The organism is Paenibacillus sp. Soil787 (assembly GCF_001429545.1).
Lineage (GTDB): Bacteria > Bacillota > Bacilli > Paenibacillales > NBRC-103111 > Paenibacillus_E.
In genome coordinates, this window is the sequence record NZ_LMSP01000046.1 from 100,052 (window position 1) to 126,926 (window position 26,875).

Below are 26,875 nucleotides of genomic sequence, written 5' to 3' on the forward strand. Positions count from 1 at the left end.
AGAGAGAAGAGGGGCAGCTGATCTGTCCTCTAATGAAAAGGAGATCCATACCGTGTATAAAATTGTATTTTTTGATATTGACGGCACATTAGTTAACGAAGAAAAACAAGTTCCTGCCAGTACGATCATAGCTATACAACAACTAAAGCAGCAAGGGATTGAACCGGTCATTGCAACAGGACGAGCACCTTACTTCATCAAGCCTTTGGCTGAACAGCTTGGAATTGATTCCTATGTGTGCTTGAACGGCGGCTATGCCGTTTACCGTGGTGAACCGCTCTACAGACGGATTATTGCTAAGAGCAGCATAGAAGATTTGGTCAAATTAGCGGCTAAGCATAAGCATTCCCTCGTATTTGAAGGGGAACACAACTTCTTCACGGATTCCGAAGACCATCCTTTTGTTGTTGGATCGGTTTCCTCATTGAAAGTTGATTTGCCGGCGTATGACCCGGATTTCTGGAAAACAAACGACATTTATCAAATCTTCCTGCATATTGAAGACACAGATGAGCATTTGTACGAGGAACTGCAATCGGAATTTAAGCTGATTCGCTGGCATCAGCATGCGATGGATGTGCTGCCTGCCGGTGGCTCCAAAGCCCAAGGGATTGCCGCGCTTTTGGAGCTTGTTGGATTGAAGCCGGAAGATGCTGTCGCTTTCGGGGACGGTTTGAATGATATGGAGATGCTTTCGTATGTTGGATTTGGTATCGCGATGGGGAACTCGCACAAAGACTTACTTCCTTATGCCGATCATGTAACGACAGATGTGGATGAAGATGGCATTCGAAACGGACTTATTACAGCAGGATTGCTATAGAAAAGAAACAACAAATACAGGGTGAAGATAATGAGAATAGCTTTTTTTGATTCAGGAATAGGCGGTATTACTGTTTTACACGAAGCCATGAAGCAACTGCCTTATGAAGATTTTCTATATTTTGCGGATACCCTTCATGTTCCCTACGGGACGAAATCGAAGGACGAGGTTCTTGCTTTTGTCAATAAATCCGTAGACATGATTATCAAAGAAGAGGTTAAAGCCCTCGTCATTGCTTGCAACACAGCAACCAGTATAGCTATTGCAGAATTAAGAAAAACCTATGAGATACCGATCATCGGCATGGAACCCGCGGTAAAGCCAGCCCTCGAAATGAATCGTTCATCTGGTAAAAGAGTGCTCGTTTTCGCTACCCCTTTAACGCTCAAGCAATCGAAATATAGAGAGTTAGTTTCTCGTATGGATGATATGGGGATGGTCGATTCGGTGCCGCTGCCGGAATTGGTTGAATTTTGTGAACAATTAGATGTGGAGAGTCAACAAATCATTGATTATTTTCATGCCAAGCTGGAGTCCTTCGACCTGAAGTTGTACGGGACTGTTGTACTAGGTTGCACGCATTATCCTTTTTATAGGAGCGTTCTTAGAAAAATTCTGCCAAGTCATATCCAAATTGTTGATGGAAGCGCGGGTACTGTGAATCGGTTGATTCAGCTGCTCAGTGACCCAAATCAATTACTTGGCGAAGGACAGTCCAACATCAAATTCATGTGTTCCAGCCATGAGACAGCCTATATACGGAAGATGGAAAAGGCTTTGAAGATCATTCAAGCTATTAATGAGTAAAGGTAAAGGAAAGTTAAAAAGGCATTGTCGTGCAGCCGCCGCTGCATGACAATGCCTTTATTTTGTTTATTAGAAGGATTGCGTCAGTTTACACTCTGATTTCAAGCAGCTCATAGTTAATGACACCCATTGGTGCATTCACACTAATCACATCACCAACGGATTTGCCCATGAGGGAAACGCCAAGTGGACTCTCGTAGGAAATTTTATTTTGATTTACATCGGCTTCTTGCGAACCGACGATTTTATACTCAATTTTCTCAGCGAATTCCACATCATTGAGAATAACGGTAGAGCCAACTTGAACGGTAGAAGTACCGATATTCGTTACGACACGCGCCTTTTTTAGCATTCTTTCGATCGTCAAAATTCTGGTTTCCATGAAACCCTGCTCTTCTTTGGCGGAATGATATTCACTGTTTTCCTTGAGATCGCCATAGCTAATCGCTGTCTTAATACGGCTGGCTAGTTCTTTGCGTTTGACGGTTTTGAGATCTTCAAGCTCTAATTCTAAACTGCGTAATCCTTCTGGAGTTAGAATAATTTCATCATTGGACATATTTTTTGCAGCTCCTCATTTATTCGATACTAGTTATACTACTAAAGTAACTGAGGCAAGTAAAGTGAGTCAGGCAAGGAGAAATGGCTAACTTATGCTTTTTTCAAAAGCTGGGCTGGATGTAAGCAACTTTAGGCTATGTTGAGCGTCAAATAAATGGTAAGTTTTCCCTAATTTATTTCGAGTCAGGATGTGATTGTTCCAGATGATTAAAAGGAAGATATTCGCTATCACGATCCTTGCTGCAGGATTAGGATTGGGCAGTTTGGCACATCAGACGAAAGCTGAAACCATTTATGGAGGATCCTACGCGCCAGAAGGAATCAGGTTCCCTGCCACGATTGAGCTTTTGGCGGAGACGCCCTATTATACAGCTCCTAATCAGCCTGATGATGAGCCGGAAGGTACTTTTGCACCTCAGGAAGTAAATGTCCTCACGGTAGAAAGCTCGTGGTCGATAGGTACAGCCGCCTGGAAGATTGAGACGATGTTCGGGCCGCGGTGGATCAGACCAAATCCATGGGAGATCGATATGGAGCCGCCTAAGCACATTACTCTTTTGGAAGAAACTCCGCTATATCGCAGTCAAAGCACCAAAGGCGAACCTGCGGCCTCCTTATCCGCACAAGAGGTCGAGGTAGTTGCAGCCGAAAAACAGTGGTTCTACACGAACGATCCCAGCAGTAAAGCTTGGATTAAGGTGCACACCACATGGTTAGGTGATCTATGGGCGCATATCCCCGTCAATCAAATAGGTACTGTACATAAGGTGCAGCAAAAAGTACATTATTATGGACTACCGGCCAATGGTGATCTGAGTACGGCTATGGGATTTGGCGAGCAGAAGCAAGATTGGTCAGACTCCAAGGCTGGTGATTACGAGATCGTAAGGGAGTTTACCACGATCTATGATCGAGCATTCGAAGTCCAAACAGAGCAAGGGACCACGTGGACGCGTGATAAGGGAGTTACTATCCTGAGTGCGAATGAAACAATGGAGATCTTGCGTGAAAAGCCGCTAATTCATGTTGTGTGGGATGGATTAAAGAAGGAAGATGCCGTTATAGCAGGTGAAACGGTAACCGTTTTCGAGAAAATTGAAGAGCGATTATGGACGGGGAGAGGCCCTTATCCGATTTGGTACAATAGTACTTGGTACCATGTACGTTCCTCCAAAGGTACAGGATGGATAAACAAAAGTATTGGCGAGCCTGAAGGGGCTATACCAGTTCACTGGAAAGTCGTGGTTAAAGATCCAAAGGAGCTGCAGCGTTACCCGGAAACGCCGTTCAGCTCATCATCATTACTGCTGCGCGATCAAACGGTGGAGGTTACAGAGGTTTGGAAATCCCCCAACTTCGGGCCCGTGTGGCTGAAAGCTCATGTTGATGGGCGATCCGGATGGATTCCGTACTGGGACAGCTTGCAAGATACAATTTGGGATGAAGATACACAAACGGCAAGTCAGATGCGAATGATTCGCCAGTTGCTTTGTTTAGCTTGAAAGCATCTCGACAACTGACAGCCGGAACTCACCAAGTGAGTGTTGTTGTACGTATTGGTGAGAGGATTATTTGGAAGCAGAACGTTGAAATAGTAGCTAAGTAACCTATCATAGTAATAATTGACAAAATAGCCGCTTGCTCCGGAAATGAATTTCCGGAGCAAGCGGCGTGTACTTCACGACCTGATAATGGATGATTTACTTTATGTGAAGCAAAACTACATTAGGATTTCTTGAAAGAAGCACTACCTTGAGCACTAACTTGCTACGGCTGATGAATCTTCAACCTTGCGCACAATTTTTATGCGCTAGCGTTCGCTGGCACCGGATCTGCCGTCCTTGCGCACAATTTTTGTGCGCTAGTGTCCGTTGGCGCCGGATTTGCCGACCTTGCGCACAATTTTTGTGCGCTAGTGTCCGTTGGCGCCGGATTTGCCGTCCTTGCGCACAATTTTTGTGCGCTAGCGTCCGTTGGCGCCGGATCTGCCGTCCTTGCGCACAATTTTTGTGCGCTAGCGTCCGGAGGCAAGGGGGTACCTTCAAGCACTACCTCGAAACTTATACTTTCTGAAAAAAAGAAGGACTTCCCCAATCATCTTACAATGATCTTGGGAATGCCCTTCTTTATGCCATTTCATCATCCGATCATCAAAATCTCCCGAATCTCCTGCTCCGTCAAGGCGGACAATGCTTCCTGTCCCAGCTGGATCACTTCATCAATCAGGTTCTTCTTTTTCTGTTGGAGTTCGTACATTTTATCTTCTACGGTGCCTTGTGCAACAAGGCGGATCACCTGCACGACCTTCTTCTGCCCAATACGATGAGCACGGTCGGCTGCTTGCTGTTCCACGGCAGGGTTCCACCATAGGTCGTAGAGGATAACGGTGTCAGCGCCAGTAAGGTTTAGCCCAGTACCGCCGGCTTTTAATGAGATGAGGAACAGGTCTCGCTCGCCTTCATTAAACTTGGTGCACAGCTCTACACGCTGGGAAGCTGGGGTTTTACCGTCCAAGTAGAAATACGGCACTCCTTGATAGCCTAGGTCTCGTCCGATCATTCCCAGCATCTCGGTAAATTGCGAGAATATCAGCGCCCGCTTGCCGGCGCTTCTGCATTCTTCGATAATCTGCATGAGCTGCTCGAATTTGGCCGAGCTTCCGGCATAATCTTCAACGAATAGAGAAGGGTGGCAGCATAGCTGGCGAAGTCGGGTCAAGCCGGCCAGAATTTTAATCCGATTTTTATTAAAGCTTTCTTTGTTCAGATGCTTTAGTGTTTCCTGTTGTAATTCGGCCAAATAGGCGACATACAGCTTCTTCTGCTCTGGCAGCAGCTCGGAAGCTTGCAGCGACTCGATCTTCTCCGGCAGTTCCATCAGAACGTCGGTCTTCAACCTGCGCAGCAGAAAAGGACGGACCCGTTTGGCCACACTGTCACGGGACAAGTCATTGAATGCCCTTCTCCCAAGGAACAACTGAGGGAACACTGCGTCAAAGATGGACCAAAGTTCTTCAAGCCTGTTCTCTATTGGAGTTCCAGTAAGGGCAAAACGGTACTCAGCCTGAATCTCCTTCACCGCCTGGGCCGTCTGCGTGGTGTGGTTCTTGAACACCTGCGCCTCATCCAAAATAAGCGTATGGAACGATTGCTTCGTATACAGGTCGATATCCCTGCGCAATAGGGGGTACGAGGTTATGAGGACATCGACTTGGGACGCATGTTTCAGAACCTTGGAGCGCTCTTCTCTGCTCCCATCTGCGATGACGGCCCGAATCTCTGGCGCGAATTTCTTCAGCTCATTGAGCCAATTGTAAGTGAGAGAAGCGGGAGCAACGATTAACGCCGGTAGCGCCTGTTCTCTGATCCCGGGCAGCACAGAAACAATAAAAGCGATGCTTTGTATGGTTTTTCCAAGGCCCATATCGTCTGCCAAAATGCCGCCGAAATTGTATTGGGCCAGCGTCTTCAGCCATTGGAATCCATACTTCTGGTAATCCCGAAGAACAGATTCCAGACTGGTCGGTACAGTGAAATCTAAATTATCCGGATTCCGCATGTTTTCTAGTAACTGGCGAAATGTTCTGCCCAGCTTAACGGTATTTCCTTGTCTCTCGGAATCCATCAAATAGAGCCCGCGGACTAAGGGGAGGCGGATTTCTGCTGCTTTCACGTCCTCCTTGGTAATTCCCATTTCGTTCATAACGCGAACAATTTCCTGAAACTCCGCGCTTTCGAGCGGCAGCAACGCCCCATCCGGCAGCCGGTGGTATTTGCGTTTCTCCCCAAGGGATTTCAACAGTTTGCGGATTTCCGATTCAGGAATACCTTCCATATCGAACTTGAATTCGAGCCAATCCGTTCGTTCATCCACATCAACCTTGACCTTCGGGACATGTCCGGTAAGAAGTCTTGTTTTCACGGCAGACGTGGCATAAACAGTCAACAGCTTCTCTAATTGCGGAACGACGCGGTACAGAAATTCGTATTCCTCGTCTTCGCTATCCATGAAATATCCCCCCTCCGTCTTAGCGAAGGGACTTTGCTCCATAAGCTCCAGAATTCGTCGTTCCTGATCTCCGTCTCGCATGAGAATGCGGTCGGTTCCGCGCCTCTGTTCATTGCCTTCTAGCGGGTTAATGATAATATCGCCGTATTGAAACTCTAGACCAGCAAGCAGTCGATCTTTCACTCGGTCCAAATACAACTTAGCCTTTAATGGCGTTCGCATAATGCGGTCGGAAATGGCCCCAGCGATATGGACACTGCCTAGCTTCATCAGGCCAGGAATCACTTTTTCCATAAAAGGTTCCATTTGCGCGGGCGAAATCCGGATTTGGTGCTTGCTGGAGTTTTCGAGCATTTGCTTGAGCTCCGAAAGACGCTTGCACGGTTCAGCTTGGATGTACAGCAGCTTTCCTTCGGAAAGGACGACCCCATACGATTCCATAACCGTAATCTTATCCAGACCTTGGACATCCAATTGGAAGCTTTCGGTCTCCGTTTGGTCAAACTCAAAGTGAAGCGGGATCGGTTCATCGGATACACGGATTCCATCAAATATGCGGTTACCCTGCTCAAGTTTAACGGACGAAGCCTCGGTAAGCGCAGGAAGAAAGGTTGTCCATGAAAAGGGAGGAACCAGCTGCATCCGATCGCCACTCCGATGATTCGTATGTACGGAGTACGTAGTTGAAGTCTCAAGGTACATCTGTTCATTACGATAGATTTCTATGAGCTGCCGAATGACCGCATCATCTTCTTTTTGAAAACTATGGAGCTTAGGGTCGTAGGTAAAATGCTTTGAAAATACATAAGCTTCTTTCCGCTCAATATGATCAAGAAAATCTCTTACCCTTTGGACGATATATAGCCGTTTAGGGCCGACCTTCATCTCAATCCCAAACATGAACTTCCGATAGCCGTATTGGAATGGTTTGCAGGTGAACTCCAGTTCTAGTACTGCCCTTGTATCGAAAAGAGGTTGTGAACGGCTTGGACGCTGCGGTTTGTTCCCGAACAAATCCAGTATGTGGTTCGTCAATCTATGGTCTCCATCCAGATTTCCAAAAGGTCTGGTAGTTGTTCCGATAACTCGAGATTCACTCTGAATAGCATGAATATTTAGCAGCACGGCAGCGATATGCTCGCAGTATTTATCGTCCGGATCATAGGCAGGACAGGTACAATGGGCAATAACATCCCCTTTTGTATCATCTTCAACTTTTACTAGGTAGGTGCCGTTATCTCCTTCGACCGTGGCTTCATAACGTGGTGTTTCAGGATCTTCATTAAGGAAAGTCACTTGTCGTTCATTGTAGTAGGCTTCTCCTTTTTCATAAGAAAACCGGCCGCACAACGACTTAATGATTCCATCTGTCAACTGAAAGCTCATTTCCTGGATCCTTCCTTTTGAAACATAGTTATTCCGAAATTGCTATGGGGTAGATTCATTCTATAGATTTCTTCCCTATATTACCAAACGTTTTGATACGTGTATATTAATAGATAGACAACGCTTTCGTATCCAACTATACTACTGAAAGAGGGATATTTCATCGATTTGTGTCGAAAATTATTTCACGTCTACGTTGTAATATCGAGTTTACATCAAAAAGAAAGTGTGAAACTTCATGAGAATCAACACTAGAGTCATTTATGTCACTTTTGCTATTGTTATTTTATTACTAGTAACGAACAACACCTCTTATTATTGGTTCACAAAATCTCTCTTAACGCAAGCGTTATCAGAACGCATGGAATCGACTGCGAGTCAAATTCGCACATCCATTGAGCAATCAGAAGAAGGTTCATTTTTTGTAGAAGATTTGATTGGTGAGAATCTTCGTTCAGTCGCTCTTTTCGCCAAGAGTCAGCTGGATCCGGATATTGATAAGGTTACGAATGAACAATTAATTGAGCTTGCCAGGCAAGCAGGTGTCGATGGTTTCTCGCTGATGAAGCGAAATGGCGATGATATTATGGTAGGTAAGTCATCAGAGCCCAAGGAGCTTCAGATTACAAGTACAAAAGCTTTCGGTTATTGGTTTACGGCGTTTAGCCAGCTTCTGGATAACCATCAAGTTACGATTGCTGAGGGGCAAAAGCTGCCTAATTTCTGGTCAGGTATCTATGAAGTACCAGCTTCAGGTTCGAGTAATGTAAGTAAGTTTGGGTACTTTTATGATGGAAGCACGAATTATTTGATCTGTGTGTTTGTCAATGCGGATAAAATTCAGAAATTCAAGCAAATCGTAGGCGCGGATACAATCGTGAAGAAAACGCTCGCTTCGAATCCAGATATTATGGAAATATCAGGACTGAACGGGGTAACTTTTGGTACCAAGCCGATTGAGTATAAAGACAGTAATGGGGTTTCCTTCATATCAGTTTATGACCGCCCGGTTTTATTTGGTACATATAACATAACGAGTTCGAAGGATTTGGATAATTACAAGGAGTCCATACAGGAAAATAAACCAGTTAGCGTTGTGGAAAATTGGAATGGGAAGCCAATATTGAAAACGTTCATGTATGTTCCTGTTAAGAAAAAAATGAGCGTAGTTCAAAGGGAAGTTCCTTATGTGATTACCATCGTCTCGGATTATCAAACGATTCAACGCACTTTAAACAAGCAGCTCGTTCAGCTTACACTTCTCATTGTTTTGTTTACTATTTTTAGCTGTGTGTTTATTTATTTTGTATTTCGATTTATTACGAAAAGCCGAGAAACAGCTGTCCAGTCCACACAAGAAATGTACATTCAAAACGTCGATCTTATGTTTGCTACGATACGTAGTCAACGGCATGACTTTTTAAACCATGTACAAACCATGTATGCTCTGCTGTCTAAGGGGAAAAAAGAAGACCAAATGAAATACATGAAGGAACTAATTGAAGAAATCAACGAAGTGAACGATATCATTCGAATCGGGCATCCGGCTATTGCAGCTCTTATCCAAGCCAAGATAGCGCTTGCCATGAGAACCAAAATCGATTTCAATTACCATTTTACCGGTCTAGAAGGCTTGTCATTAGGTGTAAAATCCGTTGATATCGTGAAAATTATTGGGAACTTGATTGATAATGCGTTTGATGAGGTCAATAAATTCCCGCCAGATGAACGTGAAGTCATGGTTAACGGATGGTCGGAGTCGAGCCATGTAACCATATCCGTAACCAACCCGGTACATCCTGATTTCCAACTTGATGATTATAACAAAATGTTCACGATTGGCTACAGCACCAAAGGTGACGGCGAGCACCAGGGTCTTGGTCTATCCGTTGTGAAGGAACGTATCGAGTATTACAAAGGCACCATCGAAGTGTCAGTAGCAGACGGCTGCATCTGTTTCCAAATATCAGTTCCAATGCAATAATCATCGTATCCAAGCTTCTTTTAATAATGGAATCCCGCGCTCCATATTCTTGATTGTTACCCCGCCAAAGCCCAAGTAAATCTTGGGCTTTTTGTTATTGGGTACTTGCTCCGGCTGTTGTGAACTATATACACGAACCCCTTTAGCAAGGGCAAGGTCTTTTAGTTTTTCTGCTGAACATGTACGATTGACCGTTAATTCAATGTGTAGTCCTGCTCCCCCGCCTTCAATTTGGACAAGAGAGCCTAAATGAGTTTGTATGAGCTGAAGTATTCTTTCATGCTTTTTCCGATACGTATTACGCATACGCCTGATATGACGATACCAATGTCCACGTTCCATGAACAAAGCCATGGCGAGCTGATCCATACGTGATGGGCTCGAGAGCGTGCGTTCGATTGATTGAAGTTTAGGCAAAAGTTGATGTGGCAGCACCATATAATTCATCCGTAATGCAGGTGTGAAAGCTTTGGAAAATGTTCCGATATAAATGACCACACCATGCTGATCAAGGCCTTGAAGCGAAGCGATGGTTTTGCCGGCATGACGGAATTCCCCATCATAATCATCTTCAATAATATGGCTTTGATTATGATAGGCCCAGTGAATCAGCTCCTGCCTAATCGCATAGGATAGAGGGTGTCCAGAAGGCCGGTGGGAAGGAGTAACGTATACTGCGTCTATATTTGCGGAAACGATCTCAGCAATGGAAAGTTCATTTTCATTTAGCGGAAAAGGGACGACCGTGTACCCATTCTGTGTAAAAATATCACCGACCTGAGCAATGGCATTCTTTTCAAAAGCGATTCGTGCGGATTGCCCGATCAGCTTCGAGAGGAGATGCAGGCTGTTAGACATTCCCGTTCCAATAAGGATTTGCTCCGGGGAGCAGGAAACACCTCTGGATTGCTGTAAATAATGGGCAATTTGGAGTCGAAGCGCATATTCGCCTTTGTTGTCGCCATATTGGTGAATGCAACCGCTGTTGTAGTTAAAGGATTCGTTTAAGCATGCTTTCCATGCTTGAAGCGGGAAAGACTCGCTGTCGATTTCTAATAGGCTAAAATCAACAGGAGCTTCGTGTTGAGATTGCAGACTTTCCTCGATGGTGTTCTGAGATAGATTGAGTGCTTGTTTGTTTGTGATCGGTGGAAGCAATAAGGGAGCGACCACATAAAGGCCGGAACGCGGCTTACTAATCACATAACCTTCTTCAATAAGCATTTGATAGGCAGTTTCAATTGTATTTTTACTAAAATGTATCTGTTGGCTGAGCGTGCGGATGGAAGGTAGTTTCGTACCGTTTGGGATAGTACCGCGCTGGATAAGACCTCGGATATGTCGATATAACTGTATATAAAGCGGACCCTGTTCATCACTTGTAAGCAAAATATCGAACATGGAAGACCTCAAATCTGACCCCTATTATTTATAGGAAACTGAACCTAATCGCAGGGTCAATAATAGTATAGACTTTAGGATAAGCAATGATCAATATAGTCAGAGGTGAAGCATAGTGACAGAATCGATTGAGACGAAGTTAAACCAATTAGGTATTGTGCTGCCTGAGAGCAGCGGCCCTGCTGCAAATTATGTTAATTATGTTGTTACCGGTCAATTGTTGTTTATTTCAGGAAAAGGGCCAACTGGGAAGCCGAAAGGGAAGCTTGGGTTGGATTACAGAACAGAAGAAGGCTATCAATTGGCACGGTTGGCAGGTCTTGAAGTGCTTGCTGCCGCCAAACATGCACTTGGCAGCTTGGATAGGATTGCGCAAGTCGTAAAGGTACAAGGCTTCGTTAATGCAGATCCTAATTTTGACGAACATCATTTGGTTTTAAATGGGTTCTCTGATCTTATGCAGGAGGTATTCGGCGAAAAGGGGGCTCATGCTCGTTCGGTTCTAGGAGCAAGTTCATTACGAGATAATCTGCCTCTTGTCGTTGATACGATATTTGAGATTGCCTTTCAGCGCGAAGAAATGGGGGATCTGGCATGAATGCCGAAGTAGTCGCAGCAATCAAACGAGCTATCCCCTTAGAGGCACAGAAAAACAAAAAAATGAGGTGGCAAGTATACTTGCCTTCTCATTTTTTTATTTTTCTGCCGAGACAAGGGAAATCACCCGACCGCTGGTTAGCGGAACGTCGATGCGTTATTTTGGGAAATCAGTGATAAAAATCGAATAGGAGGAACGTGGATGCGTTATTTCAGCAATAGGAGTGATTCTAAGGTGAAATTTGCGAAATAGCGCATTGTCGTTCCTCTTCTGCATAATTTTGGGCGTTTTTCGTGTAAATAGCGCATCGACGTTCCTCAGCAATTTCTGGTCACATAGCATAGTCCTATACAGCAAAGGGGAGAGAGGAATAACATCCGAAAATGACTTTTGGGATAGTCTACTTTCTTTTTCCATAAAATTATCTCATTTAGTTTTCAAAAACTTATAAACGGGGTAAGGATAACTAACGAATGTTATGAATCGTGATTCTTAAATTAATCGCAAAGGGGGAGCATAGAATGAACATGTCAAAATACCGCTACAAGGAAGAGTTCAAGAAAAGCTTCATTCATTTGTTTCCTCTGTTTGCACTATTTGCTTTCATTTCTCCAGAAAAAAGCATGATGTCGATGGAAGAAATCCAATCGGGTCCAGCTTACGTGGCAGGAACGGTCATACAAGTAAAAACCAATGATACGGAAACGGTTTTATTGGTCTCCGTTCCTGAGAACTTGGAAATTCCGAGCCAACTGCTGCAGCATTCTGAATTATTGGATGAGAATAATCCGATTCAATTGAGCCATCCTGTTATTTTTCCAAAAAATCGGGGGAAAGAAGTCGAGATCCTTTTCCAATCGACAATGAAGAAGGAATTGATCGACTTCTTAGGTGTTCCTGCTGTTGGCGAGATGGTGCAAAGCTTAGCTGAGCCCGACGCTCAAGGAGCTTATCATGCGCAGTTTCTACTCAATGCTAACGGGGATTACATTGTTGCAACGCATTAAAACAAAGCGCTATGGCTCAAGATTTGCGGAAGTACATAAGTCCAAAAAGGGATGATTAGACTCGAAACCAGAAGTATAGAGCGGAAGACAGTCTCGCTCACTGAACCTGTGTCGATGGCAATCCATTTTGGGAGTAGACGAATCTTGAAGGGAATTGGCCAGAAGAGCTGAACCCCTCTATCATTGAATAAATCGATAAACGAGTGCGACGCGTAAGAGAGGATGAATACCCAGAAATATAAAGGAGATAAGGGCATTGCAATGACGACTAAGAGAAGCATGAAAAGCAGGGAATGGGTAACCGTTCTATGCTTAACTTTCAGCAGCCGCAGCAGAGCAGATAAAGGGAAGAGAACCTTTGCCATGGTTGAACCTGGCTTATCGACATCCGCTAGCGTACCTGCCAAACATCCAAGTAATAGAGCCCCGGCGGCATCCCAGGTGAAGAAGCTAATATCTTGATACGTGAGAACGATTTCCGCGGAAATGAATCCGGCAATACTGTGTGTTTTTTGTAACATCTTATGCACCTATCCTTACGTGATTTAACGATAACTGTATACTATTCGCATGCGATTCTTAAATTGAGGGGAAGCCGAAAAAAAAGTTATTCCATGTCGTATTCTACCTATAAGATTGTCTGAATCCACCTTCATATTGCGCCATATGATGCACTACAATAGGACGTATGGATGCTTACTTGATGAATAGGACACAGACAGTATTGATAAAAGTAGGAGGCGTTTTTGAATGACGACACTCAATATTTCTAGCTTAACATGCGAATACCGCGTCAACCCGATTGGACTGGATACGACCCTGCCTCGCTTTACTTGGCAACTAGCTTCGGACATCAATCATACCCTGCAATCAGCCTATCAGATCAAGGTTAGTATGGATGAAAATTCTTTTGAACCGAGTCGTTTGGTTTGGGATTCCGGCTACGTACAATCGGAACAATCGGTGCTTGTTGTTTATGAGGGGCAAGAGCTGCTGCCGCTAAAGCGTTATTTTTATCGTGTTAAAGTATGGGATCAGTCTGGCTTGTCATCGCCTTGGAGTGAAATAGCTTTCTGGGAAATGGGACAGCTTAGTCCAGATGACTGGTCAGCCAAGTGGATTACACCTGATGCAACCTCCGTTGATCCTGACGCAGAAGAGGCTTTCTATTTGAGGAAGACATTCGCAGCACGTAAGGGAATTCGTAAAGCGATTATTTATGCAACGAGTCTAGGCATTTATGAGCTTGAACTTAACGGAGTTCGTGTGGGAGATTGGGAGTTCACACCTGGCTGGACCAGTTACCGTCATCGACTGCAGGTTCAGACGTATGAGGTAACGAGCCTTCTGCAGCATGGTGACAACCATACTATTGGCGCAGTGCTGGCAAACGGTTGGTACAAAGGCAATTTGGCTTGGAAGAATCAACGAAATATATTTGGGGATGTTAGAGCTCTTCTCCTCCAATTACATATCGAATACATAGACGGAACTTCGGAAATGACCGTTAGTGATGATTCCTGGCGTGCTTCATTAGGGCCGGTTCGGATGTCTGAGCTGTACCATGGCGAAACCTACGATGCTAACTTGGAGCTTAGCGGATGGAGCCTTTCGACGTATCAGGACGATAATTGGTACCCTGTAACGGTTCTTGATCATTCCAAAGACATCCTAGTCATGCAAGAGAATGAGCCAACCCGCATTACCCAGCATTTGAAGCCGATAACCGTTATTGAAACACCTTCTGGTGAAACCGTTCTTGATTTTGGTCAAAATATGGTCGGAAAAGTGCACATGAGATTGGAGCTGCCGATCGGAACTCGTCTTCACCTGCTGCATGCAGAGGTGCTGGATCAAGAAGGGAACTTCTATATTGGGAACTTGCGTAACGCGAAGCAGACGGTTACTTATGTATGCAAAGGTGGCGAAGAACAATATGAACCCCATTTCTCGTTCCAAGGCTTTCGATATGTCAAAGTAGTAGGCTGGCCCAAGGAAATAACATTCGATGCAGAGCGCTTCACAGGGCATGTCATTCATACGGATATGGCAGCTAGCGGTACTTTTGAGTGTTCCCATCCGTTACTGAATAAGCTTCAGCAAAATATTGTGTGGGGACAAAGAGGGAACTTCCTGGATGTACCGACGGATTGCCCGCAGCGGGATGAGCGACTGGGTTGGACAGGAGATGCGCAAGTATTTATTCGTACGGCAGCATTTAATTATGATGTGGCTCTATTTTTCACCAAATGGCTGCGCGACTTAAAAGTGGATCAGCATGAGAATGGCGGCGTTCCTTTCGTCATTCCGGACGTACTTGGTCCAAATGACCACTCTTCCTCTGCATGGGGGGATGCAGCGGTCATATGCCCGTGGACGTTATATCAGGTATACAGCGATAAGCGTGGTCTGGAGGAGCAGTATGAAAGCATGAAAGCGTGGATTACGTACATGCGAAGCCAAGGAGAGAAAGAGTATCTGTGGAATACAGGCTTTCATTTTGGTGATTGGCTAGGGCTGGATGCCAAAGAAGGCAGCTACATAGGAGCGACCCCTAGAGACTTAATCGCGACATGCTTCTATGCCTATTCGACTTCACTTTTCGTGAAAGCTGCGGAAGTACTGGAACGCAGCGAGGATGTGGCTACGTACAGTGAGCTTTATGAGCGCATTATTGAAGCTTTTACTCAAGAATTCCTTACACCAAGCGGACGTTTGGCCGCGCATACACAGACAGCACACGTGCTCCCGCTGATGTTTGGACTCGTGAAAGGAAGTACGCGTGATCGATTAGCGAAGACATTAGCCGAATATGTAGGCGAGCAGAAGAATCACCTGACGACCGGTTTCGTAGGTACGCCGTATCTGTGCCATGTATTATCCGAGAATGGCTACCATGATCTGGCTGTGCAGTTAGTTCAGCAGGAAGATTACCCGTCATGGCTGTACTCGATTCACAAGGGAGCAACCACCATCTGGGAGCACTGGGATGGCATCAAGCCGGATGGATCGTTCTGGAGTGATGATATGAACTCCTATAACCATTATGCGTATGGATCCATCGGGGATTGGCTCTACCGCGTAGTGGCGGGTCTCGATTCCGATGATCATCAGCCTGGCTACAAACGGATTCATTTCCGTCCGCGACCAGATTCCGGCCTAGAATACGCGAAAGCATCGCTCGATTCCAGCTACGGCAAGATACGCAGTGAGTGGAAGAAAGAGGCTGATGGCAGAGTAGTCTATGAACTCCAATTACCTCCGAATACGACAGGCCTTGCAACCTTGAGAGGGGCGACATTAGCAATGTCATCCGTTAATGGTCAAGCAGCGCAGTCAGCATCAGGAGTCCTATCAGCAGCGGAAATGGATGGAGAGCTGCGGTTAGAACTTGGATCGGGCACCTATATCATTATTTGTTGAGAAATGGTAACCAGAATATGCTGAGGGGGAACGTCGATGCGTTATTTGGTTGAAAAACACCCAAACACATGAAGAAGAGGAACGACGATTCGTTATTTTGCTGTTTTTACCTTCGGATCGTTCATTTTGAACAATTAGCGCACTCACGTTCCTCTTAATCGATTTCTAGTGGATATTTCCCATTATAACGAATCGTCGTTCCGCTAATCTGAGGTCAGGCAGCTATTGCTTACGACCTCTTTTTTTTGTTTTCTGTGCCCCAAAGTGATATTTTTTCTTTTATCATTTATGGGAAAGCTCCTCTACTTTTTTGATAACTTTTTGATCAGGAGGATATGAGTTATAATAGAGATATAGTTGAACAAGAAGGGGTACCTTACAATGGCTGTTTTCAATGCAATGGAAACGATAGTGATGAATTTGTTTGATGAGTTTCAAAAAAACTATGAAATGAAATGCGATTGCACTACTTGCAAAGAAGACGTGCTTGCTTTGGTTTTAAATAAAATCCCTCCGCGATATACCTCCAGTGAAAAAGGGCAGTTATTTGTGAAAGGTCTATATATCAATCCACAGCTGCAGTCCGATGTTATGCGAGAATTAATAGAAGCGGCGAATATTGTGGAACATCATCAGCATCACCGAGAAGAATCCCAACCGTAGAGAACTGCAATGAAAAGACTGGTCTCTTCATCACGAAGAGGCCAGTCTTTTTTTCGTAGATAAGACTTCCATGCCGCGTTGCGGCACCACTGATGAATGAAAATTTTAATTTTCAGGGCAGAAAATATAAGTTTTATACTATTGCTTCGCATCTACCTTGACAAACGCGCTCGTCCTTGAAGGACGACGGAGTCGTTTATCCTTGACCATTTATCACATCGACCATCTATGGCCGCCGGTTAACTTCATAAATATGCTTAAACTGATTAAATTTATCTACTGCTTGCGCCCTTGATTTCACGCCTAATTTCTCATAAATTTTGCGTATATAATTATCTACGGTTCGTTTGCTCATATGCACTTCCTCGGCCATTTGCTCATTGGTTAGGCCTTGGACAATCATGGTCATCATGTGCACTTCATCGTCGTCCAATGAATCCGTCTGATGCAAATTACCGCTGTCCACTTTCATTTTGTGAAAAACAGGAACAGGGATTACCGTGAAATTCTCTATCAAAAGAGTAACTAAGCTTTTAATCAGCGTACCGCTAGATTCCTTAGATATAACCGCACTAACCTTAAGTCCGATCAAATAATTGTAAAGATGTGATAATTCTATACCCGAAAAAATAACAAGGTGGATGCCGGGGTATTTCCCTTTTATGATTTTGGCAATCTCATCGCCGTATTGATCCGGAAGATTATAATCCAAAAAAACAATATCCGGTACATGCAAATCTACGAGTTCCAAGCACTGTTTGCCAGTACCAGCTATCCCTATTATCTGTACGCCCTCGATTTGCTGCAGCGTATTCGATGTCGCTTCCGCCATTAAGGGGTGATCATCTACGATCAGAATCTTCGATTTCTTAATCATTTGATACTTCCTTCCTGATTGGGTAGGGGGATCCGAATGTTGAGTTCAACGCCGCTGTTTATCACCATTCCTTGATTTTACCAAATTTCACAAAAAGATTGCAAATTAGATTTTATTTATAAATTTGCGTCTTTTTTCGTTAACGCAAAAAAATCTGCGCGTTTATGGAAAAAAATGTGGATTTGCGAAAGAAAATATTGCGCTGTTATCGTTGGCGTTTCTATATATGATAAGTATAGGTAATCTTCCAAAATTAAGAAAATAAGGAGGGAATTCATAATGAAAAACGAGCAATTTGATGGCATGTTCGATTCTGTGTTAACGGATGTTGTGAAGCAAACGTACTGCAACTTAACCTTGCCCTCCGCCGAACAAATTCAGCTTTCGATGAAGAAAATGATGGAAATCATCGAAGCCAATAATGGTTGGAATTCAACGAATGAAGGATAGGAATAACTAGAATTCGATAAGCGATAATTCGCTTGTATATACAACACACAACAGTCTATTTTCTCTGAAGAGGAAATAGGCTGTTTTTTTAATCGGCCATGTCCGTTATACTATTTGTAAACGTTATCATGAAATGAGGGGGATCAATGAAGACTCGTTTGCTAGCTCTAGGCATGACTGTAACTCTGATGCTTACCGCTTGTCAACCCCAAACAGTAACGGTCGTTCCTAAACAGCAGCTTCAGGAGCAGACGCTTTCGTGGATACATCACTTTGATGAGGAGGGTGCACGGAAATGGCTGGAGACGGGGACACAGCTATTTACTAAACAGCATCCTTCTTATACGTTTACGCTGACGGGCGTAGACGGTGGCAATTATATGAGCTTGCTTCGCACGCGTGTGATTTCGAATAACATGCCTGATATCTATATGCTGGATAATATGGAGTCCGCTCAGGATCTGATTCATAAAGGATATGCGATGGACTTAACGGGTCAACCCTTCTTATCGCAAATCGACGAGAGGTTTCTGAATGGTGTGAAGACAGCCGATGGGAAAATATGGGCGCTTCCGATTGACGTGAATGGGGCGGGAGTCATTTATAATAAAGTAGCTTTCGCCCAAGCAGGCATTCAAAGTCCGCCAAAAACATGGCCGCAATTCATAGCTGCATGCGAGGCGCTGCAGGAGGCAGGCATTATTCCTATTGCAGCAGGCTACAAGGATAGCTGGACACTGACTTGGGACATTGCAGCGGATCTTCTGGCTAATCAGTATGCCGCTGGCCGCAACTGGATAGCGGATATAGAAGCAGGTCGAACTTCGTTCGCTGAGGATCAAATTCACTTCAAAGACATCTTGAAACGATATGGAGAACGCTTGAGTTATGTGAACATCAAGCCGTTCGAAACCGATTGGAACCAAGCCCAAGGGCTCCTTGCTGAGGGGAAAGCCGGCATGATTATTAATGGCACGTGGACGGTTGACGGTGTTAAATCCAAGAATCCTGCGAGTAATCTAGGACTGTTCGCTTTCCCTTATTCGAATAATCCCCAAGATGCCAAGTTTGGACTAAAATCAACAGGCGGGATTGTGATCAATCCTCAATCACCTCATAAGGAAGCGGCGCTTCAAACACTAGAACTGTTTGCTTCGAAGGAAATGGGGACGATTTTTCAGACGAAAAAGAAGGCATTGTCTGTGATTAAAGGCTTGCCAAATGACTTTGATCCCACTTATGTGGAGCTGGATGAAACGTATATCCAAACAGGCAAAACGTATGACTGGTCGAGTTTGTCAACCGATTTCGTGAATCAGGATTTGGGAAAAGTGTTTGTCAACGCACTTACGAAATTTGTTCTTGATCGAAGCCATAATGTGGAGTTATGTATTCAGGAGCTGGATCAAGCATTCGATCGGATTCGCAAACCATCCAAATGACAGCAAGGAGCTCTGCGTATGACAGCCACCTCTTGGAACTTAAATCGGGTCAAGGACTTTCGCATCCGAACGAAAATATTTCTATCTAATATGATTATTATATTGTTCATTTCATCCGCGATTGGCGGAGTTGCCATCTATGCCTCTACGAAATTCATTGAATCGAATACAAGAGACCTCTCGATGCAGGTCATTCATCAAGTTTCCGACAATATTGAAATTAGGGCGAAGGAAGCATTTACTTCTTCCGTTTACGTTCTTAGTGACAGTAATATTCGGCAAATTGCTGCTGAGCAGGGCGAACAAGTTACTGGTGACAACTACCCGGCTTTCCGCAGCCGTATGGAGTTTTTACTTGCCCAGTACGGGAATGGAAACCCTTATATGAATGCCATTATGATTCAAACCCAAAAGGGACAGGTGTACTGGTGGGAAAATAAAAAAGGCTTGGATCATTCACTAAATCATGAAGAAGTAACCGTGATGACGAATAATGCTTCTGATTATTTGAAAAATCATGAGCAAAGCATCAGCTGGTCGCCTTCTCTGAGAAAGCAAAAAGAAGTGTTCCTTATCAGAGATTTCGTTGATTTGAGTCAAGTAGATCGTAGTCTTGGCACGATTGTAATCAGTATCGATTCAGATTATTTCTTATCCCTGGGGAGCAATAGCTCAATCATTAAGCAAAATAATGTTGCGATTCTCAATCCTTTAAACGAACTGCTGGCGGGTGGCGGAACCCCTGACATGGACAATCTCATCTCAAGAAGCTTAAGTTATACGTTCAAGGAGAATGATGCCTCTATGGCCATTGTCGATAATGCGGGTGAAGGGGATCATTTATTCGTCCAAGAACGAACATCAACGCTGGGCTGGCGGGTGCTTTGTTTTATTCCGATGTCTGATCTCTTGTCCAATACACGCGTGTTAGTTTTTGTGATTGCTTTCGTTTCGCTGCTTGCCGTTCTAATATCTACCGGCATTGCTGTACTGCTTTCGAATTCTACGACGCGAAATATCAAAATCTTGGAGCAAACGATGCGCCGAGTCGAAGATGGCAATTTCGATGTTCGCATTATTCCGCTTGGGCGAGATGAGATTGGGAGTTTGTCTATACGGTTTAATTTTATGCTGTCTCGGATTAACGATTTAATAAACACAGTGTATAAAGAGCAAATTGCCAAACAACAGGCTGAATTTACCGTCCTCATGAGTCAGATTAATCCTCATTTCCTTTATAACACGCTAGGTACTGTGAAATGGTACGCTCGCATGAACCATCAAGCCGAGATTGAGCGAATGGTCACTTCAGTTATTGAATTATTGAAATCCTCGGTACGACGTGTTGGGGAATTTCACAGCTTGGAGCAAGAAATTAACCAATTAAAAAACTATATATATATTCAAAAAATTGGTTATGGCGATGCCTTTCGCATGGACTATGAAGTGGATGAATGGTTGATGGATTGCGAGGTGCCGTATTTCATTCTACAGCCGCTTGTCGAAAATGCGATTCTTCACGGCATTGAAATGTCCAAGGGGAATGGACGTATTGTACTTTCTGCACGCATAGAAGAAAAGCAGCTCGTGCTCATTGTCGAAGATAATGGAATAGGTATGGAAGCTGAAGAAGCGTTTAATCTATTGAACACAGCAACACGTAAAGAATCGGTTCCGGGAGTGACGAGTATCGGTATTCACAATGTGAATGAACGCATTCAGCTGTATTATGGGGAGAAATATGGCCTTAGCTACGAAAGTGCACCCGGATTTGGTACGAAAGCTATAGTTCGAATTCCGCATAGAACGTACCGTCAAAGGAGGAATGAGCATGTTGAACGCCATGATCGTTGAAGATAATGCGATATATCGATATGCGATTAAAACGATCATTCGTTGGGAAGATTATGGTTTCCAAATTGTATGCGAAGCACTCAATGGCGTGCATGCCCTTGATCTTTTGCAGCAACAGCAGGTGGATCTCATTGTGACGGACATTTCGATGCCCGAAATGAACGGCATTGATCTGATCCAGCAGGTAAAGCAGATGGATGAATCCATTAAAATTGTGGCACTCAGCTCCTTCGATGATTTCCGGTTCGTGAAGGAAGCCCTCAAACTCGGGGCAGAGGATTATTTGTTAAAGCATGACCTCGAACCTAAAGCGTTGCAGCAGCTATTACAACAAATGAACGGCAAGATTATGGAAGATCATAAGCGAAGAAAACAAGCGAGTATTCGTGATGCCAGCTTTCAAGAGGTGCGATCTCTATTGGGCCGAAAGCTTCTCTTAGGCGAGTTGAAGCGAGCAGAGGACATCGAAGAACAAGCGAACGCCGTTCATTTTCCTATTCACGGCGGTCCTACAGCAGTTGTCGTGATCAATGCTAACTTTAAAGTCCTTACGGATGATTCTAAGGAAGATCAGTCAGCGGACTCCAACATGGTTATACCGATTTCGGAGCAGAGAACTGCAGTTATTATCTATTTTCCGAATGAGAAGAGTGAACACAAATGTTTAGAAGAGACACGCAGACAAGCATCGCAGCTATACACCCGGATGAAAAAAGTAAGCTCTGTAACAATGGGAATTAGCTCGATCGGCTATGGATTGAAGGATTGGGCCGTACTTTATAAGCAAGCTGAAACAGCCTTAGATCAATATGTTTATGAAGGAGCGGGTCAACTCTATGCCTATCCGTCCCTTCAGATCAATGACAAGGTTGAAACGCTGCCTGGAATCACGATTCAGCCTCTAGTTGCAGCGATGAAAAGCGGTTTATTCACTGATATTGAAAAGCAAACTGAGCTTTTGTTTCAAGGCCTCATTCAAAGGAAGCCGCCTATTTCCGAGCTCCGCAGCCTGCTGACAGAATTAATGATACAACTGAAAACACTGGCTATGGAGAGGCACGGGTTCTCAGCTCAGTTTGAACATGAGTATAAAAAGGTTAGTCAAGCGACAGAAGTCCTTCTGCCTCTGCAGCAAGTGAAGCCGTTATTTCTAAATTTGAATAAGCAAATCGCTGGGAATAAGGCTGAGCACACGTTGATGCGGAAGGAAATCCAAGGAGCAATCGCCTATATGGAAGAGCACTACGCCGAAGACATTACGGTGGCAAATCTGGCAGATGTTCTCCATTTGAGCGCGAATTACTTTTCCAATCTATTTAAAAGCGAGACGGGGATGCGGATCGTCGAATATATGAATCGATACCGGATTCAGAAAGCGAAACAGCTGCTTCAAGACCCTGCATGGAAAGTATATGAAGTTGCTGAGAAAACAGGGTTTCAAGAAACTTCCTACTTTTGCAAGGTATTTAAAGAGCTGGAAGGGAAAACGGTCAAGGAATTTAGGCGCAATGGCTAATTATTCAAGATGAATGATTGCAAATTCTGTGAATTATATAAAAAATCAGTATTAAATAGAATGCAAGCGGCTGCGAATTTGGATAAAATTCGCAGCTTTTTTTATTTTGCGTAAGGCTGTATCTTCGTAGTTTTGTTATATAACTTGATGTTTCTTTCAATGTAAGCGCTTTTAAAAAAACTTATACTAACTTCATAAAGAGCAGCAAGCTAAACATCCTTAGCGGATGAAACGGGTTTCATAAATAAATGAGAGTAGACCAAGGGGGTTAGCCATTGTATTTATCAAAAAGTGAAGAAGCAGTGATTCAGTTATCGTCAGAAGCACTGAGGATAAATGGAAAATCAGAAATTATACTTTGTGCCTCCTTATTTTATTTTCGATTACCACGCGGTTTATGGAAAGAGAGACTAAATAAAGTTAAAGCCTTTGGATATAACGCGATTGATGTTTACTTTCCTTGGAATCATCATGAGTCCGTGGAAGGAACTTGGGATTTTACTGGAGAGAAGGATGTGGCCCAGTTTCTGCAGGATGCTGCAGATGCAGGTCTGTGGGTGATTGCCCGACCAGGGCCGTACATTTGCTCCGAATGGGATGGGGGAGCGCTCCCTGCTTATCTATTCGTGAAAGAAAATCTTCGCTTAAGGGATAACGATCCTGCCTTCTTGCGGCATGTGGCCAGGTGGTATGAACAGATTCTTCCCATTCTGAAGAAATATGAAACGGATCAAGGTGGCACCATCATTGCTGTCCAATTAGACAATGAGCTTGATTTCTATCCTTGTTCGGATCCCAAAGGGTACATCTCAGCATTAAGAGACTTAGCTTTACAGCATGGGATTACCGTCCCGCTCATTGCTTGCGCTGGACAAGGCGGCTTATATGAGGCTTCAGGTTTTGCTGAAGGCGTGGTGCCTACATGCAACTTCTATCCAAATGATCAAGACCCTGAATTCGAAGAAAAGGTGCTCTTCTACAGAGAGGAGTTGGCTCGTAGGGGGCTGCCCTTACTCGTCACGGAGACGAATCGCTCGCATTTCCTGCTTCGCAGATTGTTATCGGCAGGAGCGAAGCTGCTTGGTCCCTACTTGCAGGCTTCTGGGACGAATTTTGGCTTTACCAATGCAGCTAACAATTGGGGAAATCCACTTTCTTTTCTTACCTCGGACTATGATTTCGGTGGGATGATATCACCTGAAGGACACATTCGAGAGGAAGCTTATGAAGGAAGATTGCTGCATCGAGTGATTCAAACGTATGGCGCTTCCTTGGCGGAAGCGAAGCCTGAGTTCACGAGCAGTGCCTCATCCCCTTATCGGTTAGCGTTAAAGCAAGGCGGAGAGCTGCTCTTCCTATGTCATGTGAACGAGCAAGATGAAGACGCTTACTTTCATGTTGCAGAAGAAGTCATACCCCGTTATACCACTCTTGTCGCAAGAGCAAGCCGCTGTCCGATTCTTCCCGTGCAGGTGCCTTTGCAGACATGGGGGATCGCTGAAGGGACACTGGCCTACGCAACTGCAGAATTGCTGCTGGTGAAGCAGCATGAGCAGCGCACGCTGTTCGTGTTTCATACGGAGGGTGAAGGCGAAATCCGTCTCTGCTTTAACACGGAAGTGCAGATTGAGGCTGGCACGATGACGGTTCACGCTGCCGAAGCCGGAGATCAGGTTACGGTATCCTTTCAATCTGGCGAGCAAGAGAGTTCTGCTTGTATTCGCTTACTAAGCGGTCACGTTATCGAATTGATAGGGATGAGTCGTTCACGTGCTTTGCTTTTAGAAAATATGGATGATAAAGGCGATCTGCATGTTGGCGAAGAGGTAGAACGAGTCTCGGAAAGCCGCGAAGTTGAACTGGGCTGGTCACAAAGCTTAGTGAATTCCTTGGATTCACTTGCGGATGAAAGCTTATCGATCGGTGATACCGCCGATTATCTGGAGAAGCATGGTGTTTACCGAGGTTTCGCCTGGTACACCTCGCAATTATCGCTACCGCTGGAGAACAGCTGTTTAGGCATTATCGTTCAGCAGGCAAGTGATGTCGTTTCCGTCTATACCGGTGAAACGTACCTGGGTACAGCAGCACCAGGTGGAGGAAGTCACTTCCTTCCGATTCCATCCGGCTCGCGCGTAGAGCCAAATGTGGTTGCTCGTGTCGAGATTTGGGGACATACCAATTTCCACGATACGAATTTGCCAGGACTGCACTTAAATGCTCTGAAAGGGCTAACGGGCATAGTTGGAGTAACGTCGGTTAGGGAAATAAACCAGAACTGGCGATTCAAGCGTATGTCAAACGGAGATGATAAGGACGAATACGCAGCAACAGATTATGACGATCAACAATGGCCGATTGTAAGCGTTGGAGGGTGGCTCTCCGCCGAACAGCCCGCCCATCAATGCTACCGCAAACAAGTAAAGCTGGCGAAAGAAGCGGATACATGGATTCTTCACACGCCTGGAAATTTCTCGCACGCCTATGCTTACGTGAACGGGCACGCACTCGGACAATTGAATCCGCTCAATCCTTATCTCGATCTTACGCCTTATATAAAGGCAGGAGATACAGCAACGTTAACGCTATTTCTGGATAAAACATATGGTTCCCTAAGCGGCAATATAAGTCTCTTCGAAGGAACCGCCGCCAAACAGTGGGCATTATCCTCTTGTCAGGAGAATGGCTTACTGCAGCATGCCAAAGCATCAAGCGTCGGGTCACTTCCCGTAGAAGGAGCGGTCTCCTTAATACCGGGTACCCTGTCATGGCTGTACGGTGACCTTCGTGATGATAACCAAGGATTAGGCTGGAGGGTTTATGTCAAAGGAAGCAACATGAAGTTGACCGTGTTCTTCAACGGACACCTCGTTGGCCGCTTGTGGACGCAAGGCGGTGCCAACAGACCGGTATTCCGTGGCGGCAGCGATGAATCCTTTTATTTACCGGGACCGTGGTTTCAGAGTGGTGGTTCGGGCAATGAAATAGCCATCTTACTGGAGGCGGTATCGGCCGCTGAAGATGCCTTGTTAGAGCCTCTTCGCTTCGTACCCGTAGCCGCAGTTTAATTTGGAAGGAGAGTACCATGAAAGCTGCCATCTCAGCAAGCTCATTAGAAGGGGCGCCTATTGCTGTCAAAAAGCGAGCAACCCCACTGCGCAGATTTTGGACGTATCGAACGTTAGTCCTTATGTGTGTTCCTGCGATTTTATTTTTCTTAGTCATGTCTTACCTTCCAATGCCAGGGCTTTATCTCGCATTCATTAATTATAACTATACAGCGGGGATCTTCGGCAGTGAGTTCGTTGGATTTGACAACTTCAAATTTCTAGTCACCTCCGGGGCGCTTTGGAAATTAACGTTTAATACGATTGCTTACAATTTAGCTTTTATCATATTTGGAAATATCTTGCAAATTGGTATTGCCATTTTGCTGAATGAGCTTCGTAAAAAGTGGTTTAAGAAGCTCTCACAATCCCTGATGTTCCTGCCATTTTTCATCTCCTTTGTGCTTGTTGGCCTTATTGCTTATAACATTCTCAGTTATGACTTTGGACTGCTCAATGGCATTCTCAAATCGATCGGTTGGGAGCCGCTTAAGACATACTCGAATCCAACGATTTGGCCATTTATCATCGTCATTACGTTTCTTTGGCAGTCGACAGGGTACGGCTCCATCGTCTATTTCGCTGCGATAATGGGATTGGACTCAGAGATCGTAGAAGCCGCAGAAATTGATGGGGCGAATGCCCTGCAGCGAATTCGCTATATCGTGCTTCCTTGGCTAAAGCCGACGTTCATTATTTTGCTGCTTTTTTCATTAGGCGGTATTCTCCGAGGGAACTTTGGATTGTTCTATAACTTGGTCGGAGCCAACAATACAGCCCTTTTTGATGCGACAGATATTATTGAAACGTTCGTGTTCCGCTCTTTGATGAACAACTTTAACTTTTCTTTAGGAAGCGCTGTCAGTCTTTATCAATCCGTGTTTGGCTTCTTTATTGTCATCACAGCCAACTGGCTGGTTAAGAAAGTATCGCCTGAGAACACGCTGTTCTAATTCAGCATGCAAGTG

The 26,875-nt window shown here is 44.6% G+C and carries 19 protein-coding genes; 14 read left to right on the forward strand and 5 right to left on the reverse strand.

The features are described from left to right. Positions 1-43: 43 nt before the first annotated feature. Together ASG93_RS30510 and murI are read left to right on the forward strand one after the other, a co-directional pair. Positions 44-823, forward strand: coding sequence for a Cof-type HAD-IIB family hydrolase (locus tag ASG93_RS30510; protein ID WP_082615194.1), 780 nt, complete (start codon positions 44-46; stop codon positions 821-823). A gap of 30 nt (positions 824-853) precedes the next feature. After that, positions 854-1,630: a glutamate racemase gene (murI, locus tag ASG93_RS30515; protein ID WP_056838376.1), complete on the forward strand. Its 777-nt coding sequence runs from the start codon at positions 854-856 to the stop codon at positions 1,628-1,630. Positions 1,631-1,718: 88 nt separating this feature from the next. Here the strand turns inward: murI and greA are convergent, their stop codons facing one another. After that, on the reverse strand, positions 1,719-2,189 hold the full coding sequence (gene greA, locus ASG93_RS30520; RefSeq protein WP_056838378.1) for a transcription elongation factor GreA: 471 nt from the start codon (positions 2,187-2,189) through the stop codon (positions 1,719-1,721). 205 nt (positions 2,190-2,394) lie between these two features. Here greA and ASG93_RS30525 point away from each other — a divergent pair, with 205 nt between their 5' ends. Beyond that, complete coding sequence (locus tag ASG93_RS30525) at positions 2,395-3,693, forward strand: hypothetical protein (RefSeq protein WP_056838379.1); 1,299 nt, start codon at positions 2,395-2,397, stop codon at positions 3,691-3,693. 637 nt (positions 3,694-4,330) lie between these two features. On the opposite strand, the gene ASG93_RS30530 is transcribed toward ASG93_RS30525, so the two are convergent. Beyond that, complete coding sequence (locus ASG93_RS30530) at positions 4,331-7,585, reverse strand: DEAD/DEAH box helicase (RefSeq protein ID WP_056838381.1); 3,255 nt, start codon at positions 7,583-7,585, stop codon at positions 4,331-4,333. 238 nt (positions 7,586-7,823) lie between these two features. Between ASG93_RS30530 and ASG93_RS30535 the strand changes: the two genes are divergently transcribed. Continuing rightward, on the forward strand, positions 7,824-9,569 hold the full coding sequence (locus ASG93_RS30535; protein ID WP_056838383.1) for a sensor histidine kinase: 1,746 nt from the start codon (positions 7,824-7,826) through the stop codon (positions 9,567-9,569). On the opposite strand, the gene ASG93_RS30540 is transcribed toward ASG93_RS30535, so the two are convergent. Next, complete coding sequence (locus tag ASG93_RS30540) at positions 9,570-10,970, reverse strand: PLP-dependent aminotransferase family protein (protein ID WP_056838385.1); 1,401 nt, start codon at positions 10,968-10,970, stop codon at positions 9,570-9,572. Between the two features lie 115 nt (positions 10,971-11,085). Between ASG93_RS30540 and ASG93_RS30545 the strand changes: the two genes are divergently transcribed. Both ASG93_RS30545 and ASG93_RS30555 read left to right on the forward strand, forming a co-directional pair. Next, entirely contained in the window at positions 11,086-11,568 is a 483-nt protein-coding gene (locus ASG93_RS30545) for a RidA family protein (RefSeq protein WP_056838387.1), read from the forward strand. Between the two features lie 521 nt (positions 11,569-12,089). Continuing rightward, a complete protein-coding gene (locus tag ASG93_RS30555) occupies positions 12,090-12,575 on the forward strand; it encodes a hypothetical protein (protein WP_056838391.1) in 486 nt (161 codons plus the stop codon). Here the strand turns inward: ASG93_RS30555 and ASG93_RS30560 are convergent. After that, positions 12,572-13,096, reverse strand: a complete 525-nt coding sequence (locus ASG93_RS30560; RefSeq protein WP_056838394.1) for a metal-dependent hydrolase — start codon at positions 13,094-13,096, stop codon at positions 12,572-12,574. The two genes, ASG93_RS30555 and ASG93_RS30560, sit on opposite strands and share 4 nt — an antisense overlap. Before the next feature lie 229 nt (positions 13,097-13,325). On the opposite strand from ASG93_RS30560, the gene ASG93_RS30565 reads away from it, so the two are divergent. Both ASG93_RS30565 and ASG93_RS30570 read left to right on the forward strand, forming a co-directional pair. Beyond that, positions 13,326-15,998 carry an alpha-L-rhamnosidase gene (locus ASG93_RS30565; RefSeq protein ID WP_056838396.1) on the forward strand — a complete coding sequence of 891 codons (2,673 nt, stop codon included), beginning with the start codon at positions 13,326-13,328 and terminating at the stop codon, positions 15,996-15,998. Between the two features lie 381 nt (positions 15,999-16,379). After that, positions 16,380-16,661, forward strand: a complete 282-nt coding sequence (locus ASG93_RS30570) for a late competence development ComFB family protein (protein ID WP_056838398.1) — start codon at positions 16,380-16,382, stop codon at positions 16,659-16,661. A gap of 226 nt (positions 16,662-16,887) precedes the next feature. Here the strand turns inward: ASG93_RS30570 and ASG93_RS30575 are convergent, their stop codons facing one another. Further along, positions 16,888-17,538: a response regulator transcription factor gene (locus ASG93_RS30575; protein ID WP_056838400.1), complete on the reverse strand. Its 651-nt coding sequence runs from the start codon at positions 17,536-17,538 to the stop codon at positions 16,888-16,890. 279 nt (positions 17,539-17,817) lie between these two features. Between ASG93_RS30575 and ASG93_RS35575 the strand changes: the two genes are divergently transcribed. The 6 genes from ASG93_RS35575 (at position 17,818) to ASG93_RS30600 (ending at position 26,860) form a co-directional block, all read left to right on the forward strand. After that, entirely contained in the window at positions 17,818-17,988 is a 171-nt protein-coding gene (locus ASG93_RS35575; protein ID WP_156411103.1) for a hypothetical protein, read from the forward strand. 146 nt (positions 17,989-18,134) lie between these two features. After that, positions 18,135-19,430, forward strand: a complete 1,296-nt coding sequence (locus ASG93_RS30580) for an ABC transporter substrate-binding protein (protein WP_056838402.1) — start codon at positions 18,135-18,137, stop codon at positions 19,428-19,430. Between the two features lie 18 nt (positions 19,431-19,448). Continuing rightward, complete coding sequence (locus ASG93_RS30585) at positions 19,449-21,284, forward strand: sensor histidine kinase (protein WP_056838404.1); 1,836 nt, start codon at positions 19,449-19,451, stop codon at positions 21,282-21,284. Continuing rightward, positions 21,262-22,800: a response regulator gene (locus ASG93_RS30590; protein WP_056838406.1), complete on the forward strand. Its 1,539-nt coding sequence runs from the start codon at positions 21,262-21,264 to the stop codon at positions 22,798-22,800. Before ASG93_RS30585 ends, ASG93_RS30590 begins: the two co-directional genes overlap by 23 nt. Before the next feature lie 275 nt (positions 22,801-23,075). Beyond that, positions 23,076-25,868 (forward strand): beta-galactosidase, encoded by a 2,793-nt coding sequence (locus ASG93_RS30595; RefSeq protein ID WP_056838408.1) that lies wholly within the window; start codon positions 23,076-23,078, stop codon positions 25,866-25,868. 122 nt (positions 25,869-25,990) lie between these two features. After that, positions 25,991-26,860, forward strand: a complete 870-nt coding sequence (locus tag ASG93_RS30600; RefSeq protein WP_235551029.1) for an ABC transporter permease — start codon at positions 25,991-25,993, stop codon at positions 26,858-26,860. Positions 26,861-26,875 lie beyond the last annotated feature (15 nt).

What these genes read in the sequence shown, in the direction of transcription:
- ASG93_RS30585 (WP_056838404.1), top strand. Translation starts at nt 19,449, where the DNA reads ATGACAGCCACCTCTTGGAACTTAAATCGGGTCAAGGACTTTCGCATC.
- ASG93_RS30590 (WP_056838406.1), top strand. Translation starts at nt 21,262, where the DNA reads ATGTTGAACGCCATGATCGTTGAAGATAATGCGATATATCGATATGCG.
- ASG93_RS30530 (WP_056838381.1), bottom strand. Translation starts at nt 7,585, where the DNA reads ATGAGCTTTCAGTTGACAGATGGAATCATTAAGTCGTTGTGCGGCCGG.
- ASG93_RS30570 (WP_056838398.1), top strand. Translation starts at nt 16,380, where the DNA reads ATGGCTGTTTTCAATGCAATGGAAACGATAGTGATGAATTTGTTTGAT.
- ASG93_RS30575 (WP_056838400.1), bottom strand. Translation starts at nt 17,538, where the DNA reads ATGATTAAGAAATCGAAGATTCTGATCGTAGATGATCACCCCTTAATG.
- ASG93_RS35575 (WP_156411103.1), top strand. Translation starts at nt 17,818, where the DNA reads ATGAAAAACGAGCAATTTGATGGCATGTTCGATTCTGTGTTAACGGAT.
- ASG93_RS30525 (WP_056838379.1), top strand. Translation starts at nt 2,395, where the DNA reads ATGATTAAAAGGAAGATATTCGCTATCACGATCCTTGCTGCAGGATTA.
- greA (WP_056838378.1), bottom strand. Translation starts at nt 2,189, where the DNA reads ATGTCCAATGATGAAATTATTCTAACTCCAGAAGGATTACGCAGTTTA.
- ASG93_RS30580 (WP_056838402.1), top strand. Translation starts at nt 18,135, where the DNA reads ATGAAGACTCGTTTGCTAGCTCTAGGCATGACTGTAACTCTGATGCTT.
- ASG93_RS30560 (WP_056838394.1), bottom strand. Translation starts at nt 13,096, where the DNA reads ATGTTACAAAAAACACACAGTATTGCCGGATTCATTTCCGCGGAAATC.
- ASG93_RS30565 (WP_056838396.1), top strand. Translation starts at nt 13,326, where the DNA reads ATGACGACACTCAATATTTCTAGCTTAACATGCGAATACCGCGTCAAC.
- ASG93_RS30555 (WP_056838391.1), top strand. Translation starts at nt 12,090, where the DNA reads ATGAACATGTCAAAATACCGCTACAAGGAAGAGTTCAAGAAAAGCTTC.
- murI (WP_056838376.1), top strand. Translation starts at nt 854, where the DNA reads ATGAGAATAGCTTTTTTTGATTCAGGAATAGGCGGTATTACTGTTTTA.
- ASG93_RS30600 (WP_235551029.1), top strand. Translation starts at nt 25,991, where the DNA reads ATGTGTGTTCCTGCGATTTTATTTTTCTTAGTCATGTCTTACCTTCCA.
- ASG93_RS30535 (WP_056838383.1), top strand. Translation starts at nt 7,824, where the DNA reads ATGAGAATCAACACTAGAGTCATTTATGTCACTTTTGCTATTGTTATT.
- ASG93_RS30540 (WP_056838385.1), bottom strand. Translation starts at nt 10,970, where the DNA reads ATGTTCGATATTTTGCTTACAAGTGATGAACAGGGTCCGCTTTATATA.